This window comes from Sporosarcina sp. FSL K6-5500, from assembly GCF_038005665.1.
In the GTDB taxonomy this organism is placed as follows: Bacteria; Bacillota; Bacilli; order Bacillales_A; family Planococcaceae; genus Sporosarcina; species Sporosarcina psychrophila.
The window spans coordinates 3,831,656-3,850,329 of the sequence record NZ_JBBOTP010000001.1 but is presented as its reverse complement, the minus strand read 5'-3'; the positions used below and the strand labels follow the sequence as shown (position 1 = coordinate 3,850,329).

The 18,674-nt window shown below is 39.0% G+C and carries 18 protein-coding genes; 7 read left to right on the top strand and 11 right to left on the bottom strand.

The features are described 5' to 3' along the window. The first annotated feature begins 295 nt into the window (after positions 1–295). Positions 296–655, top strand: a complete 360-nt coding sequence (locus MKX62_RS18290) for a collagen-like protein (RefSeq protein WP_338652483.1) — start codon at positions 296–298, stop codon at positions 653–655. 182 nt (positions 656–837) lie between these two features. On the opposite strand, the gene purU is transcribed toward MKX62_RS18290, so the two are convergent. Next, positions 838–1,746, bottom strand: a complete 909-nt coding sequence (gene purU, locus MKX62_RS18285) for a formyltetrahydrofolate deformylase (protein ID WP_340742043.1) — start codon at positions 1,744–1,746, stop codon at positions 838–840. 345 nt (positions 1,747–2,091) lie between these two features. Here purU and MKX62_RS18280 point away from each other — a divergent pair, with 345 nt between their 5' ends. Next, complete coding sequence (locus tag MKX62_RS18280; RefSeq protein ID WP_082786555.1) at positions 2,092–2,247, top strand: DUF1540 domain-containing protein; 156 nt, start codon at positions 2,092–2,094, stop codon at positions 2,245–2,247. Positions 2,248–2,823: 576 nt separating this feature from the next. Here the strand turns inward: MKX62_RS18280 and MKX62_RS18275 are convergent. Further along, the gene (locus MKX62_RS18275) at positions 2,824–2,958 is read right to left on the bottom strand and encodes a hypothetical protein (protein WP_340742042.1); all 135 of its coding nucleotides are present in this window, start codon (positions 2,956–2,958) and stop codon (positions 2,824–2,826) included. Between the two features lie 562 nt (positions 2,959–3,520). Between MKX62_RS18275 and MKX62_RS18270 the strand changes: the two genes are divergently transcribed. After that, positions 3,521–3,928: a DUF4395 domain-containing protein gene (locus MKX62_RS18270; RefSeq protein WP_340742041.1), complete on the top strand. Its 408-nt coding sequence runs from the start codon at positions 3,521–3,523 to the stop codon at positions 3,926–3,928. 116 nt (positions 3,929–4,044) lie between these two features. Here the strand turns inward: MKX62_RS18270 and MKX62_RS18265 are convergent, their stop codons facing one another. Together MKX62_RS18265 and fdhF are read right to left on the bottom strand one after the other, a co-directional pair. After that, positions 4,045–4,521, bottom strand: a complete 477-nt coding sequence (locus MKX62_RS18265) for a DUF1641 domain-containing protein (RefSeq protein WP_340742040.1) — start codon at positions 4,519–4,521, stop codon at positions 4,045–4,047. 6 nt (positions 4,522–4,527) lie between these two features. Beyond that, positions 4,528–7,464 (bottom strand): formate dehydrogenase subunit alpha, encoded by a 2,937-nt coding sequence (gene fdhF, locus MKX62_RS18260; protein WP_340742039.1) that lies wholly within the window; start codon positions 7,462–7,464, stop codon positions 4,528–4,530. 260 nt (positions 7,465–7,724) lie between these two features. On the opposite strand from fdhF, the gene MKX62_RS18255 reads away from it, so the two are divergent. The 3 genes from MKX62_RS18255 to MKX62_RS18245 all read left to right on the top strand — a co-directional run bounded on the left by MKX62_RS18255 (position 7,725) and on the right by MKX62_RS18245 (position 10,374). After that, positions 7,725–8,084 (top strand): DUF2294 domain-containing protein, encoded by a 360-nt coding sequence (locus MKX62_RS18255; protein ID WP_067208827.1) that lies wholly within the window; start codon positions 7,725–7,727, stop codon positions 8,082–8,084. Further along, the gene (gene fdhD / locus MKX62_RS18250) at positions 8,085–8,900 is read left to right on the top strand and encodes a formate dehydrogenase accessory sulfurtransferase FdhD (protein WP_187047673.1); all 816 of its coding nucleotides are present in this window, start codon (positions 8,085–8,087) and stop codon (positions 8,898–8,900) included. Between the two features lie 187 nt (positions 8,901–9,087). Beyond that, positions 9,088–10,374 carry an L-lactate MFS transporter gene (locus tag MKX62_RS18245; protein WP_340742038.1) on the top strand — a complete coding sequence of 429 codons (1,287 nt, stop codon included), beginning with the start codon at positions 9,088–9,090 and terminating at the stop codon, positions 10,372–10,374. Between the two features lie 218 nt (positions 10,375–10,592). Here MKX62_RS18245 and MKX62_RS18240 read toward each other — a convergent pair whose 3' ends face one another. The 7 genes from MKX62_RS18240 to MKX62_RS18210 form a co-directional block, all read right to left on the bottom strand. Further along, entirely contained in the window at positions 10,593–11,747 is a 1,155-nt protein-coding gene (locus tag MKX62_RS18240) for a mannitol-1-phosphate 5-dehydrogenase (RefSeq protein ID WP_340742037.1), read from the bottom strand. A gap of 1 nt (position 11,748) precedes the next feature. Further along, a complete protein-coding gene (locus tag MKX62_RS18235; protein WP_067208818.1) occupies positions 11,749–12,186 on the bottom strand; it encodes a PTS sugar transporter subunit IIA in 438 nt (145 codons plus the stop codon). A gap of 17 nt (positions 12,187–12,203) precedes the next feature. Further along, a complete protein-coding gene (locus MKX62_RS18230; RefSeq protein ID WP_340742036.1) occupies positions 12,204–14,294 on the bottom strand; it encodes a BglG family transcription antiterminator in 2,091 nt (696 codons plus the stop codon). Between the two features lie 88 nt (positions 14,295–14,382). Further along, positions 14,383–15,822, bottom strand: a complete 1,440-nt coding sequence (locus MKX62_RS18225; RefSeq protein ID WP_067213927.1) for a PTS mannitol transporter subunit IICB — start codon at positions 15,820–15,822, stop codon at positions 14,383–14,385. Between the two features lie 232 nt (positions 15,823–16,054). Next, a complete protein-coding gene (locus MKX62_RS18220) occupies positions 16,055–16,477 on the bottom strand; it encodes a DUF1801 domain-containing protein (protein ID WP_067208812.1) in 423 nt (140 codons plus the stop codon). A 22-nt stretch (positions 16,478–16,499) separates the two neighbouring features. Further along, a complete protein-coding gene (locus MKX62_RS18215; protein WP_067208809.1) occupies positions 16,500–16,706 on the bottom strand; it encodes a cysteine-rich CWC family protein in 207 nt (68 codons plus the stop codon). A 122-nt stretch (positions 16,707–16,828) separates the two neighbouring features. Continuing rightward, positions 16,829–17,164, bottom strand: a complete 336-nt coding sequence (locus MKX62_RS18210) for a hypothetical protein (RefSeq protein ID WP_067208807.1) — start codon at positions 17,162–17,164, stop codon at positions 16,829–16,831. Positions 17,165–17,450: 286 nt separating this feature from the next. On the opposite strand from MKX62_RS18210, the gene MKX62_RS18205 reads away from it, so the two are divergent. Then, on the top strand, positions 17,451–18,356 hold the full coding sequence (locus MKX62_RS18205) for a TIGR01777 family oxidoreductase (protein ID WP_340742035.1): 906 nt from the start codon (positions 17,451–17,453) through the stop codon (positions 18,354–18,356). Positions 18,357–18,674 lie beyond the last annotated feature (318 nt).

The window sequence follows — 18,674 nt, the reverse complement described above, 5'->3', positions numbered from 1 at the left end:
TACCAAGCTTATCATTTTGGGTCGGGATAGAAAAGGATCTAACCCAAAAAAACTACTCTTTTACATCTTCATTACACATTTCTGATCCTTCATTTAATTGTAATCGATATGTTATCATCGGCCCTTACTCATATAAGGAACGGACATAACTCCTATACTGGCTTCTTCCCTTAGCAGACAGCTAAATTCTCTTCACTTACTTGATTCCGGCAAGGTAGCACTTTACTAACCAGGTCCCAAAATATGATTCTCACATATACTACTAGGTATATATCGAAAAAGGAGGCACTCAATTTTGTCTGACGATCAGTTTCCAGTCCCGCACAATCCCAATAACTCGGAACTCCCCTTTGGACAGCCACATTATCCAAAAAATCAAGAACCAGTTCAATTTACGAAACAAGGTGCAGCACCGACCAATCCACCGCCATCTTCTATACCAAAACAACAAACAGGACCACTTTCCATAGATCCAGGCGCGTTGCGAGGTTGCTTATACCGCGATACTTACCTAAGTCTCGTAAACCGAACATCATTTTGGTTTCATCCAACTTACATCGATTATATTACAACCACGGGTTTTAAATGGGATGGCTATGCATGGCTTCCATGGAGAATAGACTTGGATAAAATCATATCTTTTCAGTGCACATAGTAATAATTCAATAAATAAAAAGGACCAGTTTCTACTAAACACGACATTGTAATCTTTCGTGTTTAATTGAGAAATTGGCCTTATTTATTATGTCGTTACATTGACTTACATACCGATTCCAGGCGCTATGAAACTAGATTCCTTAACTATTTAAAATCTGTACCAAACGCAAAAACCCCATATTAATGAAACACAATCGTTTTGTTACCTTCAACAATAATTCGATTTTCGAGGTGCCACTTTACAGCTTTTGCAAGAACACGTCGCTCAATTCGACTTCCAATTTTCTTCAAATCTATTACGTCGTCACGATGATCTACCCGCTCGATATCCTGTTCAATTATTGGACCTTCGTCAAGATCGTTTGTTACATAATGGGAAGTAGCCCCTATCAGTTTCACACCACGATCATATGCCCGTTCATATGGTCGGGCTCCAATAAACGCCGGCAAGAAAGAGTGATGAATGTTAATGATTCGATGTTGAAAATGATTTACAAAGTCAGGCGTAAGAATTTGCATATAGCGAGCAAGAATTAGTAAATCAACACTATATTCTTCCATTAGGCGAATCTGTTCTTCTTCTACTTTTTTCCGAATGTCCTTATTCGTAGGAATATAGTGAAAAGGAATTCCTAAAGATTCGACCATAACCCGTGCGTCCTCATGATTACTTACAACGACTACAATATCTGTGTCCAAGTCACCATTTTGCCATTCCCACAAAAGTTCCATCAAACAATGTGGCTCTTTTGAAACAAAAATAGCTGTCCGCTTCCGTTCACTTTCGTAAGCAAAGTGGTAATCCATAGAATGATTGGTAGCAATTTCCTCAAAATCACTTTCCATTTGCGCTGACTTTTCTTTCAAATTTTCACAGTGAAATTCCATTCGAATAAAAAAGTTTCCCTTTTCGGGATCATTCGAATACTGACTTGATTCAATGATATTCGAATCATGATTAAGTAAAAATGTCGACAACATCGATACAATTCCAGGTTTATCCGGACATTTTACTAACAGTCGCCCCCGATTTTCACTTTGATTTCCCTGTTGTTTCAATTTCATTTCAACTTCTGTTTTAATAGACATTTACGAACAGCTCCTAATGATAATCATGCTATATGTGTTGAAATAAAGAACTCCATTGAACTAACTATATCGCTAAGGATACTTCCCGCCCTATGCTAACTTGCTTCGCTGCAGCATTAGGACTTCGGCTACACCTTGTAAGGTGCCCTCATGTAAGTTTATATAGGGTATTCATTTATTCAACTACTATAGTTAATATTATTGGTCATACTACGCGCTTGAGCAATGTTTTCAATTGTACCCCATTTTTTAAAATCATGATAGTTTTCTTAATAGATGCTTTTAAAAGAAAAAAGTATTAATCCTCTGTTTTTGCTCATCATAATAAAAAGGAGGTGTGATACTATGGCTCAAGAAATTCTTTGCGAAGTGAGTAACTGTAAATTCTGGGGTCCCGGAAACAAATGTAAAGCGAATTCTATCTACGTAGTCAGCCAAAAAGGAAAAAAAGCAACAAGTAGTGAAGAAACGGATTGTAAAACATTCGTGCCAAGAGATTGAATGACGACGTATTCGATTATTTATAATTTAGTTCAAGCTTAGTATCATGCACTGTGGAAAGCGCCAGATTCTAAAGCAATTCTGACTGTTTTGGAATCTGGTGTCTTTCATTTTCTTGAATAATTAACAATTTATAACGTGTTTATTTACATAAATCGGATCACTCGCAATGCCGACATTAATGGCAACAACTGGTTCAGCATATAACATACTTGCAACTGAACCCGTCTCTCCCAATGAAAGTTCCGTAACCCATGTAACATAAGCAGCTGCCTCCGGAAAACCTCCAAATAAATAGTCGACAAATTAGCTTCATTTGTAGCACCCTGAATGCCTTGTAAGAGACCTGGGAAGTAAATGAAGAATGGCAGTTCCCCCCCAAGTGAAGTATGTGGTTATTTCATTGGGACGATAACATCTCAATAGTGATTTTTGGAAAACGAAGAAAAAAGATGTTACAATAGATGCGCTCAAAATGAAAATAACTCCTTTTGAAATAGTGAAAGATGTTCCCTTAGATCCAACTGTAATGAGAACAATTTCGATAATCCCGACAAACATCCCCGTGAGAGTACTTTACCGCTCTTTCAGAAATATGACAGCTATCAATGCTGTTGCAGAAGCAATGAACATTTCTGCGGCACCTGCAGACACCGTCACTTCTTCTATATATAACTCCCCAGTGATAGATACTAATCCCAATCCAACCAAGTAAACCCATCTTTAGAATATTCTTTTTTAGGGGTAACAGGAATTTAACTACAGACCAGAGGGCATAAATAACGAAAACGCTAGATGCTATTAAAAAGCGAGTATTTATCAAATGGCTCAGTGAATATCCACCTAGTAAACTAGCACGTATAGCAGCGAACCTGATCCCCATACAATGACTGTAAACAGCGCGAGTAAAAAAGCTTTTTTATTCATTCATACAGTAATCATTTCCTAAAATCATTTTTCAGCTATGTACATCTAGAGCTGATAGTCGACCTTCATCTCATTCCTGAAATTTTAACTAATAAAGGAAGATGGAATATTTATACAAGACACTGAATAGAATCACAAGTTAAAGTCAATCGAAATATAATTGAGTTCTTTTTTATGCATGGTAACCTTGAACTTCAATTTTAGCTAAATACCAAAAATCGCTTCTACTTTTCACTAAGAAGTTATAGAAGTCCATTTACACTATTTTTATTCCTCTTACTCATGTACATTCCGGTCACCATAACATATAATAGTATAAAATCCAATAAGAATAGTAGGTTTTAATGTGAAAACAATACCAAAACCTTTAGTAATGGCAAATCAATGGACGATTGTTTTGACTGTAATTATTGCACTTCTAACACAGTCAGCTTGGATATTACTCATTCCATTAATCGCAAATCTTTCAAGTTTATTGACGGGATTCCATCCGATTTTAGTACTTGTTAAGCATTTTTTAGCTAAACCAGCTAATCAATATATTCAAGAAGACTACGCGCAGTTACGATTTAACCAATGGTTGGCTGTCGGATTTTTATTCGTTGCATGTGTAAGCTTTTTATTGAATTGGACTATATTATTTAATATCGCTACGACGATGGTTGGCATAGCTGCACTCATCGCAATCCTAGGTTTTTGCATAGGTTGCTTTATACGCTTCCAATACCAACAATGGAGTTATCGACGTAATTAAGTACTGTGTAACACAAAATGAAATCAGCCATTAACATGTATGGCTGATTTCATTTTATTTGTGTGTAATCGAGACGTATTACTGGTACTTTTTCGAACCTTCTACTACTTGCTATCTTATTCTAACCCTTTGCCCATCCCTTTCAGAAAATCTAGTCCAAATTTCACGGCACGGTTCGTATCAGGATCATTTAATGCAGTCATCAATTGAAAAATACTTACTTTTTGCCCATTACCGCTATAAAGCTCAGCTTCATTCAATCCACTTTTAACGCTCGCAGCAAGTTTCGCTGTAACATCAGGGTCAATAGATGAAATCACACTAGTTGCATATAGCACATGGTTGATAATATTGGTTACTGGGTCACGTGATGCTTGGTCTACTGCAATTTTTGCGATATCATCCTTTGCTTTCACCATCGCCTTCAGTGCATCGAAGACGCCTGCGTCATCCAACTCCCCAGTAATTTCAAGTATTTTATTGAGTGCCTGGTCTTGTTCGGCAATTAATGACTGTAGCTCACCCAGTTTATTCTGTTTGATTTCTTGTGGTGTCAGTTCGTTCCATTTAATAGAAGTAATTGGTGCCGCCATCGTATATCACCTTTCTTTCTTAGCTTCAGTTAATTGTATATATCCTGGACGAGCCCATTTCCGCCCCACTTCAACACCATTTTGTGGGTGACGCTCTTTATTACGATGGTTCGACTTAGGCAACGGGTTTTCGCCTTCTTTTCGAAGTACTTCCATTCGTACCATCGTCTGTTTATACGCTGGTGTATTCGTGCGCTGATCGACTGCAGGACCGGTTAGGAAATTAATGGCTGATTCTTTTTCAACTGAGTTCATCGGCAAGAACAATTCATTTTTCTTTACACGGTCCGTTACGAGTGCTGGTAATTTTAAAGCGCCATATGGCGAAATCAAGCGTACAAGGGAACCGCTTAACACACCACGCTCTTTCGCAAGTTCCGGTGAAACTTCAACGAAAACCTCCGGCACTTTCTTCTGAATTCCATCCGATTTATTCGTCATATTGCCTTCGTGGAAATGTTCTAGCAAACGCCCGTTATTGATGTGGAGATCATATTCTAAGGGAAACTCTACAGGTTCCACCCAGTCAGACAGAGCAAAACGAGCCTTTTTATCAGGGAAATTAAATCCGTTCACGTACAACAGCGGTGTACTTTCGCCATCCAAACTGCCCCATAAGAAGCTGTCCCAATCTTCCATTACGCTATAATCAGCTTGACTAAATAACGGTGAAAGGCTAGCCATTTCCGCAAAAATCTCACTCGGATGACTGTAGTTCCATTCTGCACCGAGACGGTTAGCGATTTCCTGTACAATCCACCAGTCCGCCCGTGCGTCTCCCAATTCCGGAAGTGCTTTGTATAAACGCTGCACACGTCTTTCCGTATTTGTAAATGTTCCGTCTTTTTCAAGTGATGGAACCGCCGGTAAAATGACATCTGCATATTGCGCAGTCCTTGAGAAGAAAATATCCTGCACGACGAGAAAGTCTAGCTTAGACATGACATCGTGTACATAGTTCGCATTAGAATCGACGAGCGCCATATCTTCACCAACTATATACATGGCTTTCATGATTCCAGCATCGACGGAATGGAGCATCTGAATATTATCAAGTCCGGGCTTATCATGGATTTTCACGCCGTATGCCTTTTCGAACTTTTGACGTGCTTTATCATCAGTGACGTGTTGATAGCCTGGTAGCCATCCTGGTAGCGATCCCATATCACATGCACCCTGTACGTTATTATGTCCACGTAGTGGATAAGCCCCAGCACCAGGACGTCGATAATTACCTGTCGCAAGTAACAAATTGGAGATTGCGGCGGAAGTATCCGATCCACCAGTATTTTGTGTGACACCCATTCCCCAAAGAATACAAGTACCGTCTGCATCACGAATCATTTCCGCTGTCTTGATTAGCATATCCCTTGATACACCACATACTGTTTCAGCATAGTCGAGTGTATATTTCTCAAGAACTTCTTTGAATTCACCCAAGTAATGGACATTTTCATCAATAAACGACTGATCATGCCATCCTTTATCAATCATGTACTTTGTCACTGCCATGAGCCATACTTGATCAGTTCCCTGCTTCGGACTTATAAAGATATCAGAGCGATCAGCCATTTCATTTTTTCGCAAATCGGCGACAATCAATTTTTGTCCGTGCAGCTTATGTGCACGCTTCACACGAGTGGCCAGAACTGGATGTCCTTCAGCTGGGTTAGCCCCGACAATAATGACAAGACCAGCCTTCGCTATGTCTTTAATAGTTCCAGCGTCTCCGCCCATCCCTACTGTACGGAATAGACCGTCTGTCGCTGGTGACTGACAATAGCGTGAGCAGTTATCAACGTTATTTGTTTCAAATACTTGACGTGCTAATTTTTGAATCACATAGTTTTCCTCATTTGTAATCTTCGAAGATGAAATGATGCCAACAGCTTCTTTTCCATACTCTTTTTTTATTGTATCTAGTTTCAAAGCAACAAGGTCAAGCGCTTCTTCCCACGTAGCTTCAACAAAAGAATCGCCTTTTCGGATAAGTGGTGTCGTAATTCGTTCCTCGCTGTTGACGAAATCCCACCCGAATTTCCCTTTTATACATGTCGAAATCGCGTTGACTGGGGCATCTGAAACGGGCTGGATTTTCAAAATTTTTCTATCTTTCGTCCACACTTCAAATGAGCACCCAACACCGCAGAATGTACATACTGTTTTCGTTTTCTTCGTCCTCGTATCGCGCATCGCCGATTCAACATCTGATACGGCCATAATGCCGCTATACCCGGGCTCAACATCTTTGACAAGTTCAATCATCGGCGTCAGGATTTCCTCTTTTAGCCCGGTCATGAATCCGGCTTCACCAAGCATTGATTTTTCCATTAGTGCATTGCATGGGCATACGGTAACACAGTGGCCGCAGCCTACACAAGATGAGTCATTAATTTTCGCGCCCCCATCCCACAGAACAATTGGACGGTCCCTCTCCCAATCAATCGATAAGGTTTCATTTACCTGTAAATTTTGGCATACTTCAACACACTGGCCGCAAGCAATGCACTGATTTGGGTCGTAACGGTAAAATGGGTGTGTAAAATCAACACTTTCCTGTGTGCATTTTGGTTCATATGGATATTTTTGATGTTCGATTTCCATCATATCCACCGTATTATGTATTTTACAGTTGCCATTATTGTTGTCACACACTGTACAATACAAAAGGTGATTTTCTAGAATTCGATCCATTGCCTCCGTCTGCGCTTCTTTAGCACGAGTTGAAGCCAGCTCTACGCTCATTCCAGAGACAGCTTTTGTTGAACAAGCACGCATTAGACGGCCATCTACTTCCAAGATACACGTATCACATGTCTCAATTGGGTCCACTTCAGGTAAGTAACATATTTGCGGATGATCAATTTGATACTGATTGATCACCTCAAGGATCGTCTTGCCTTCCACGAAGTCATAATTGGAACCGTTAATCTTGATTGGCATGTATGCGCCTCCTTTTTTATAAATAAAAAACCACCATGAAAAAATACACCGACTTGACAAGTGCACTTTCATAGTGGAATAGTCTTCTAACAGGACATGTTAAACTACCAATCCATATTTCTATATTACCGTTCGATAATGCCACAGCAGTTCATACTGTAACACCTCTTAGACACTAGTATATTTTAAGTTGAAAGAATAAACAATCTATTTTTCGGCTTTTGAACTATTTTCTTTTACCACGGAGGAGGAATAAATACATGTTAAAAAGAATACATGATTTTAATGATATTATCAGAAAGCTACGCAAAGACTTATTCGGGAAGGGACCTGAAAGAATCCACACGGTTTTTGTTGATAATATGATTATTTCAACACTCTACGGGAACTTGACTCCAACTGAAAAATTTATTGCCAGTACACCAGAAGGAAAAGAAATGATCCATGCTGCAAGAACTAGAATGATTCAAGATGTCTATCAAAAAGCACCACCCGATGGCATGGAAGAACTCGTCGGGGCTAAATTTGTCCACCTTTTCTCAGACATCAAATTGGAAGAGGACATTGCAATTTCCGTATTTCTTTTCGACCGGCAAATTGAACACAAGGGGGGAAAGTAGATGGAACAAGATAAGAAACGGACTGTTTTTCGATACTCAAACGGATATTTCTCGAAAAAGGAAGACCAAATTGTAGTCGAACATCCCGTCACTATCAAAATCAATGACCAAGAATTTGCAACAATCGTTTGCTCGCCTGAGTACATCGAAGACATGGCGGTCGGTTTTTTGGCATCTGAAGGCGTCATCCCAAAGTATGAAGATATCAAAGACATTTCTCTACAGGAAGAACTGGGAATTGTCCATATCAAAACGGACAAGATGTATCCTTTTTACGAAAAATTGCTAAACAAACGCTACATCACCTCCTGTTGCGGCATGAGCCGACAAGGTTTTGTGTTTGCTAACGATGCATTAACAGTGAAAAGAATGACAGGAACCCATGTAACGCTTACCCCGGAAGATTGCTTTTTTCTGATGGAGCAAATGGATCAATCAGCAGACATGTTTCACAAAACTGGAGGTGTCCATAATGCAGCACTCTGTGATCCTACTGGCATTGTGCTGTCAAGGATGGATATTGGCAGACATAATGCTTTAGATAAAATTTACGGTCATTGTTTAAGAAATACTATTTCAGTAAAAGACAAAATAATTGTGTTTAGTGGCCGTATCTCATCGGAGATTTTATTGAAAGTGGCAAAAATCGGCTGTGAAATTGTACTTTCAAAATCAGCCCCTACTGAATTGGCATTGACACTCGCAGAAGAACTCGGAATTACTACAGTCGGATTTATACGGCAAAATTCATTCAACCTGTACACTCACCCGGATCGGATCATTATCGAAGAAAACAACAATATTTTTCAACACTAAAAAAACATTCGTGACAAAATTGGCAATGAATGCTAAGATGACTGAAATGTCTAACATTAACACATTATACATCTTTCATGTAAATAAAAGGCTATTTAAATATAGGGGCTCAGCTGCTCGAAATTACCTTTGGGGATTACAGGTTTATATCTGTTTAATTTCATATTTTCATAAAGGGGGAAAAGGTTTGAAGGGGAAGAAAACGAAGAACAGGTGGTTGATTGCCGCATCCGCAGTTGGTATTCATATTTCTATCGGCTCCGTATATGCTTGGAGCAATTTTACAAATCCATTAATCGATCAGTTTGGTTGGTCCACAAGTCAAGTACAACTCACATTCAGTATCGCCATTCTATTTTTGGGGCTGTCTGCAGCATTTCTTGGTCACTTCGTGGAGAAATATGGGCCAAGGAAAGCGGGAATCATGGCAGCTATTTGTTTTGGCTCGGGTGTAATTGGTTCCGGCTTTGCTGTAAGCGCTTCCTCGCTTCCATTACTATATTTATTTTATGGGGTACTGGGAGGGATTGGGCTTGGCGTTGGTTACATTGCGCCAGTTTCCACTCTTGTAAAATGGTTCCCTGACCGCCGTGGACTTGCGACCGGTCTTGCCATTATGGGATTCGGTTTTGCTGCAGCTATTAGTAGCCCAATTATGGAAGCGCTTATTACTTCTGTTGGGCTAAAAAACACATTCTTTATTTTAGGTATTTCTTACTTTTTAGTTATGATTTTATCCTCTTTATATCTTGAGAAGCCTGAAGAAGGCTGGGCACCCGCTGGATTTATTGAAAAAGTTAAAGCAGGAAAAATCGAACAAAAGAGAGACTTGGCACAATTGACAGCGAATGAAGCAGTGAAAACCAAACGTTTTTACTATTTATGGCTAATGCTCTTTATTAATGTCACATGTGGCATTGGCATATTATCAGCCGCAAAACCACTCGCGATTGACAGTATCGGTATGACAACTATACAGGCTGCAGCACTCGTCGGGGTCCTCGGTATCTTTAATGGAGCCGGCAGACTTGGCTGGGCGGCTACTTCTGATTATATAGGTAGACAAAACACATATACCACATTTTTTGTAATCCAAATCTTTTTGTTTGCACTATTGCCTTTCACAACAAATGCACTGCTATTTCAAATCATGCTCGCAGTCATTTACACATGCTATGGCGGTGGTTTTGCATCCATTCCCGCATACATTGCCGACATTTTCGGAACGAAACAGCTTGGTGCAATCCACGGTTATATACTAACTGCTTGGTCGGCAGCTGGTCTTGCAGGGCCTATGTTCGCTGCATGGATGAAAGATATGACGGGTAGTTACGAAAGCAGCTTGCTCTATTTCGCTGGTTTGTTTGTAGTTGCATTCGTTATTTCCATATTAATCAGAGTTGATATTAGAAAAGTTCAAGTGGAAGGCGAAAAACGCGCACTTAAGCCCTTAGAAAAAGTTGTAAGTGGATGATTATCACTGCCACAAGTAATCTCGATAACATGGATAGCCACCTCAAATTCTAAATGCTTAAGCAGCTAATCCATCTCTACCTGACAAAACAAGATTAATTATAACTTCATTTTTTCTTATATAAAAAGAAGCTCATCTGCATGCAAATGAGCTTCTTTTTATATAGATGACAACTCCTTATACTTTCGGCCGTCGTTCAATTATGTCATTACTGCAATTTAATTTCCTTCAAGTTTTTGATATCCCTCTTCAATCGCTGTAAATAGAGCTGTTCCAGCCTTCAATCCAGTAAATGCTTCAATTGCATGACGAACACCTTGTCGTTGAATTGTTTCTTGAATGAGCTTTGCTTCGGGATCTTCCAAATAATCATAACGCAATGCTGCTGCAATTCCCATCGCCAAGAAAGTCGGTGTCTCGTCAAACAACTCCACGTATTGAGTTGCCGGGCCAACCAGCCGATCATTGAATTTGAGTTTACGTAAAGGTGAGCGACCCACTCGTGTTACATCATCAGATATAAAGGGATTTGCAAACCGCCCCATAATTTTTTGTATATAATCGCCATGCTCTTGCTCATTAAATTGATATTTAGCAATGAGTAATTTACCGGTTTCTTGCAAGACATTCTCAGTCATAGTTTTGATTTCTTCACTCGCAAGTGCTTCGTCCATTCTCCTGATACCTGCCAAATAACCAAAGTAAGCAACGGCAGCATGGCCTGTATTCACCGTATATAATTTCCTTTCAATATATGGTTCCAAATCTTTAACGAATGTAATGCCTTTAACAGGCGGATTTTCACCAATGATCTCCGATTCCTCAACTACCCATTCATAAAATGGCTCCACTTGAACCGCTGTCTTGTCTTCATTTATCTGGTTCGGGACAATCCGATCTACCGCTGCATTCGGAAAGCTAAAACAGTTATCGAATTGGGATTTTTCGTCTTCAGTTAACTTTTCATATACTTTTTCTTTAAGAAAAGCACTTCCACCAATCATATTTTCACAAGCGATGATTGTTAACGGTTGTCCCGTTTGAATGAGACGCTCCTTAAGTCCATCAGCAAGTAATCCCGCGATAAAGGGCAATACATTCGGCCCAACCGCCGCTGTTACAAGATCGGCTTTGGCAATTGTTTCGATTACTAATTCCGGATCCGTCGCACTATTAATAGCCCGAACATTTTTCACAAGTAGTCCTTCGTGAGCTTCATTTGCAAGTTCAACACGGTAGTGTTTTTTTTCGTTTATCAAATTAACAAGCTCGCTGTTCACATCTACAAAGCATGTTTCAAATCCGGATTGATACAATAAGTTTCCAATGAAACCTCTTCCTATATTTCCAGCGCCAAAATGAACAGCGATCATGTTAGTTCACTCCTTCAAAGAAGGATAAGACTTCATCTTTAGATGATGCATACACAATTGCTTCTACATTTTCTTCATCAGAAACTACGATTGCAATATTCGACAGGATTTCTAAATGCTCATCCCCTTTTCCAGCAATCCCAAAGATCAATTTCACGATATTCCCATCTCCGAAATCCACACCCCCAGGCACTTGAATAATCGCAATACCTGACTCCTTCACTTCTTGTTTTGCATCGTCTGTACCATGTGGAATGGCTACAAAATTGCCCATGTACGTAGATGTCATTTCTTCACGTTGAAGCATTTTTTCTATATAACTTGACTGAACATAGCCTCTGTCAAAAAGGATTTTCCCTGTTAAGCGGATTGCTTCTTCTTTTGTTGCCAGTACTTGATTCAACACAATGTTTTCGATTGATAAAATTGGTAATGTCATTATAAAAACTCCTTTAGTCAATTTATTTTTTCATCTATGAACTGCTCAAATTTCTGTGCCAAATAAGAATGGATAAGCGTCCCCTGATTGGATTCAAACAATTCGACACTTTTTTCGTTTTCGATAATTAGCGCACTAATGAAACTCAGTACTTCTAAACCCTGTTTATGGTATTGATGGGGGGCTAACAACAGTAATAAATGCTTGACTTCGCTATCAGTTCCGTCCATTGCTGTCATAACGATTGGGTCTTTGAGTGTTTGAATCGTAAACGAAGGCTTTAGAACTTGTTCATGACGGGTGTGAAATAAAGCGAGCTTTGTTTCAGGTATTCCTATCCCACCAAGAGCTTCTCTTGCAAATAGAGCATTTGCTACAATTTCATCATCTTTTATAATTTTTTGCTTTTCCAATTGATGGCATGCTACCCGTATACACTTTTTTATCGACATATATTCATTTTGTGATGAATGCTGAAAACCCGATAATAACTCGGCTACAGTTTCCGTGTATAATTGGATATTTTTCATTCTGTTAATTATTTCATCAACGCTTGAACGAACGCGATTTAACAAGGCAACCGGTTTTTTTATAAGCATCTGCCTTCTTGCATACAGCTGAACTTGCTTAATTTCTTTTTGTGTCATAAACGGACTGACGATCATATATTCCTTAGTAAAATCTTGTAAGTAAATAGTGGAAATAATTAAGTCTCTATCTGAGATTTGAAGTTCATTCAATTCAAATAGAGATACATTCACTACTTCTGCAATTTCTGGTATTTCCCGTTGAAGTCGCGATACAAGCATTTTCGATGTTCCAATGCCACTAGAACAAACAATATAGGCTTTTAAGTCCTTTTCGCCCCTCAAGCCAAGTAAAACAGATCCGAAGTGCATAACTAAGTAACCTGTCTCTTCATCGGGAACTCGTAATTCTGGAAATACTTCTCCTACTGCATCCTTAACTAGTTGAAACAGTTCTTCATAGTCTTTACGAATATTTTTCAACAATGGATTGGTGATACCCATATTCTGTCGAACTCGATAAATCGCAGGCTTCAAATGTGTAACAAGACCTTCTAAGAGGGGCGCGTTGTCCTTCAAATCTTCACCCGTAGCATCTTCCATGTACTGAATCAGTTTCTTCGCTTGCATGAACGTTTCCAAATTGGAAGCTTCAAGTAATTGTCCTTCATTATGACGAAGCTTAGCTCCTTGAAGATGCATCGTAATATATCCAATCTCAGCATTAGGGATATCAATCTGGAAACGGGTCGCTAATTTAGTGATAATTTCGTGTGCAATATGGTATTCCGGTTCCTTTGTTAACTGCTCCAAATATATCGTATCCATCTGAATGTTTTCACCTAACATAATACGTTCAATTGCCAAAGTTAAATGTACGATGAGTCCGACATAAGCATTGTCCGTAATTGGAAATGGGAGTACTCGATTTAATTGTTGCATGACATCTTCAATAACAAGTAATTTTTTCCTATCAACAAGATGTAATAACCGTTTGGATATAGAACTTTCGTGATTCCCAGACTTCTTCTGGATACGTTCTTTAATAAATGAAAACAACTCGTCTTCTTTTAAAGTCTTGGCAATCACGTAACTCATTGCTCTTCGTTTTGCTTTTTCGGATCCGCTTATTTTAATTCCATACCCTCTTTTTTTCACTATTAAAAGTTGAAAGGGTTTTAATTGTTCTTCTAGCTTTAGTAAATCTGAACTAATCGTTGCAATCGCTACTCCTAGTTCATTTGCGAGCGCAAACAGCTTCACAGGTTCTGTTGATTCATATAATGTGCAAAGAATCATTGTTTGCCTTTCGTCCAATGTATACTCGCGAGAGGAGAAAGTATTTAGCTTTTGTTTTAATATTTCCTTATTTGTTTCTTCCCCTAGAATCTGAATGCCAACCCCAGTTTTCCTTATAAGTTCAAGGTTGTATGGACGCAATAACTTTTCTATCGTATTCAAATCGCGGTGAATGGTCCGAGGGCTGACTGCTATTTTCTCCGATAACTCTTTAATTGTTACTTCTTCACTTCTGTTGATCAATTCATCCAAGATAACTTTTTCCCGAGCTGAAATATCCACGTTAAACACCCCACTGAAATGCTCTATAATCATTGGTAAAACTCAGCCTAATTTCTTTCGAATTAGGCTGAGTTTAAGTGTACACTCATTACTTTTTCAGTTTTTCAAGAAGTTCATCGTATCTCGGACTATTTAAAAAGTTTTCGACAGAAATATGATATGCGTTTGGTGATTTTGCTTTCGCACGTTCAGTTAGATCTTTATGAGTGATTACTACTTCCGCATCGGGCGGTAAGTTACTGATAGCCATATTCGAAACCGCAACATCAATATCAGCTTTTTTCACTTTATTCCTCAAAATTGATGCACCCATTGCGCTGGAACCCATGCCTGCATCACATGCAAAAATAATACTTTCGACATTTGCAAATGACACTTCTTGAACAGCTTCTTCAGCAATCGATTGTTGCATAAAGTCTGCTGCACGGCTCTCTTTACCTTTTAACGCAGACGTTTTTTCCGTAGCTTTTAACAAGTCATCCTCTTCAGTTTCCTTGCCTGTTTTTAAGATGATCGATGCTACAATGAATGACACAACTGTTGCAAAGAGCACGCCCGCGATAACAGCTACAAAGCCACCTTTTGGCGTCATGGCAAGGATGGCAAAAATACTACCTGGCGATGCCGTGGCAACCAAGCCGCCTCCCAATAATTGAAATGTAAATACGCCCGTAGCGCCTCCTGCAATGGCAGCAACCAATAGCAATGGTCTCATTAAAATGTACGGGAAATAAATTTCATGAATCCCCCCGAGGAAATGAATGATCCCTGCCCCTGATGCCGTTTGCTTCGCCATCCCTTTACCAAAAATCATATACGCAAGTAATATCCCGAGACCGGGTCCTGGATTGGCCTCTAATAGAAAGAGAATCGATTTACCTGTTTGTGTAGCTTGCTCAAGCCCAATCGGACTTAACACACCATGGTTAATAGCATTATTTAAAAACAACACTTTTGCTGGCTCTATCAATATGCTAGCAATTGGCAATAAATTCGCATCGACAATCGCTTGCACACCTGCTCCAAGAGCTTTATTCAACGCCTCTACAACTGGGCCAATTCCTTTAAAAGCAACTAAAGCTAAAATGAAGCCAATAATGCCTGATGAAAAGTTATTGACAAGCATTTCAAAACCTGATTTTATTTTTCCTTCAACTAATTTATCAAATTGTTTAATGGACCATCCACCTAAAGGTCCTACAATCATTGCACCGAGGAACATTGGAGCATCTGGTGCTCCAACAATAACCCCCATTGTGACAATTGCCCCAACGACTCCCCCACGAATATCATGGACAAGACGGCCACCTGTAAAACCGATTAAAATTGGTAATAAGTAATAAATCATAGGATCTACCAGTTCACTAAAGCTTGCGTTCGGAATCCAACCCGTCGGAATAAATAATGCTGTAATAATCCCCCAAGCAATAAATGCACCGATATTCGGCATGATCATCCCACTTAAAAAACTTCCAAAACGTTGGACTTTCATTTTGAATCCTGAATTTGTTTGCTGTTCATTTTCCATAAACATACACTCCCTTCCTTTTTTATAAAGCGACAACTGTTTGATTACTACCAATAATAAAGCGTTTACATTCGTTAAGCAATTGAATGTAAACGCTATTTTGTCACTTCTATTGTTGCCATGTGTGTGCTTGATGGAACTAAGTATACACGTAGCTCTGCTTTATTGTCAGAATTAACAGTTTTCTATCTAGTTAATGGTCAACGCATATCTATTTGCTGATAAATCGTAATTAATTCTCCGGATATTGTGTTTGCAAAAACGTAACCGATTGAGTAATTAACTCTTTTAATACGTTCGTATCGATATCATCGACTTTATTAATGTACACACATGCTTTGCCAGAAGTGTGTTTTCCAAATGTCGCCAACAATGCATCACGTTCGCTATCTCCGGGTGCAAAATACAAACTAGTTTTTGCTTTTCGCGGAGAGAAACCTGCCAAAGGTGCGTCACCTTCGTGGCCCGTTTTGTATACATAATGATACGATCCAAAACCAATAATGCTTGGTCCCCACATTTTTGCTTCAAAGCCAGTCGTCTCTTTAAATATATCAAGTAGCGAGTAAGCATCTGCACGTTTTTTCGGATTTTCTACATTCTCAATAAATTCAATAACATCATTGTCTGTTGCCTTCATTTTTTGTTCGTACATATTTTATACCCCCTCTCTTCTATCACTCTACGAACTCGTCTAGACATTTTTTACATATGCATGATTTTCTCAATTGATCGTAAGGTACTAGGTCGAAAATTGCTTTCGGAAAGAACTCTCCACTACACCAACATATACCTAGAGATTTTTCTGTGGAATTACAGCAATTATTATTGCCTTTACAAATAGGACATTGGTAACTTTCTGCTGTATTGAATGCTTGGACCATCGTTTTACCTCCCTTATTTACACAGATTATTTCAGAGCTCATTATACATATCTCACACATTTAAACGGTCATAGGACTAAACGATTAGTATTGCTTACACATCAGAAGAAATTTTTGATTAATTAATATGAAGATATACGAGCAGTTGATTTCATTTCACTTTTCCTTAAATAATTTAAGTGATGAATTTCTACTCTATAAATTAAACTTTTTATATGTTTCTGTAAAAAAGGTTTAACTTTTCCGTTGTAATCCTCAAGTGATTTGCATACATAGTCTTCGTCCATAGAAACAGTAAAACTACATGTGATCACTACAGATTGTTCTTCCTCAGTAGTTGAATACCACTCGGTTATTTCAATAATTTTCATACTTACAAATTTGTTTTTCATATATGTTTTTGTTTTTGGTAATTTACTGTTGGACAGAAAAGATACAATTCCTTTTACATAAATCATTCTATTTACCTCCTAATTAAGCTGGGAAAATAGATTTCTATATAGCTAGTGAAATCCTTAATATATTGATTCAGATATTGGTAAGATACACGCCATACTCCCCCTGCTTATGCAAATGCTTTGCATGTATTGTATCACAATAAGAACATCGGTTTCATTATTTTTCGTCGATTAATTCACGCTAACAACAAGGGAGCTTGGTTCTCTAAGTCAAAATCTAACTTTGCAACATAACTGAGCAAAGCATCGTCCAATTAGGAAGAACTACAAGAAACGAGTGGATGATATGAAAAAGAAAATAGTCATAGCTGGTGGAACGGGTTTTATAGGTCAATACTTTGAAGAGAAGTTTACGAATATAGGCTATGAAGTAATTATCATTTCAAGACAACCCCATCATCTTTTTTGGACGGATAGTGTAGGTATTGTAGATGCCTTAGAAGGTGCCGAGATGCTCATCAATCTTGCTGGGAAGTCCGTCAACTGCCGCTATAATAAGAAGAATAAAAAAGAAATCCTAGACTCCAGAACTGGGACCACAGAAATACTTGGAAATGCTCTGCTAGCCTGTAAAAATCCACCGCCATTATGGATCAATTCGAGCTCGGCTACGATTTATCGACATGCGGAGGATCGACCTATGACGGAGGCTAGTGGCGATATTGGAACCGGATTCTCCGTAGAAGTAGCACAAGCTTGGGAGAAATCCCTATTTGATTTTCAGCTCTCCCAAACAAGGAAAGTCGCTTTAAGAATTGCTATTGTCCTCGGTGAAGATGGTGGAGTGATGGAGCCCTACCTCAACCTCGTCCGCTTTGGGCTCGGCGGAGTGCAAGGAACAGGTAACCAAATGTTTAGTTGGATTCATATAGAAGATGTGTTTCGAATCATCCTATTTCTTCAAAGCAACGAACAATTGAATGGCATATTCAATTGTTCGGCTCCCCAGCCGATCACGAATCGAGTATTCATGACACAACTGCGAAAAACGATGAACCGAAAGATCGGATTACCCTCGCCAAAATGGATGCTCGAAATGGGAGCCATCTTTATGAACACTGAAACGGAATTGATTTTGAAAAGCCGTTGGGTTATTCCTGATCGATTAGAAAAGGAAGGTTTTCAGTTTACATTTGGTACAATCGGGGAGGCACTTCAACAAATACTAAAAAGTTCTAATAAGATACAATGATTAATATGGACATAAAAACGGTTCAAGGAATAATACCCCCTTGAACCGTTTTTCATCGTAAAGTATTGGGTTTCAATTCCACTGTACATATTCCTCAATTCATCTAAAAAGCTGGTCGCCTATCGTATTTCCGCTTCAACTCGTCAGTGACTGGGACAGCACCATTTTGACCACATGCTCGTTGATAATGTCCTATAATCTCACTCCGCTGTTGATAGGCTTTTCGACTATATATGTTGAACAAATGAATACGGCGTATACGCTTTACAAAGGCTTTTGGGTGGCCACTGAAAAAGCCCCACTACATAGAGCAAATTA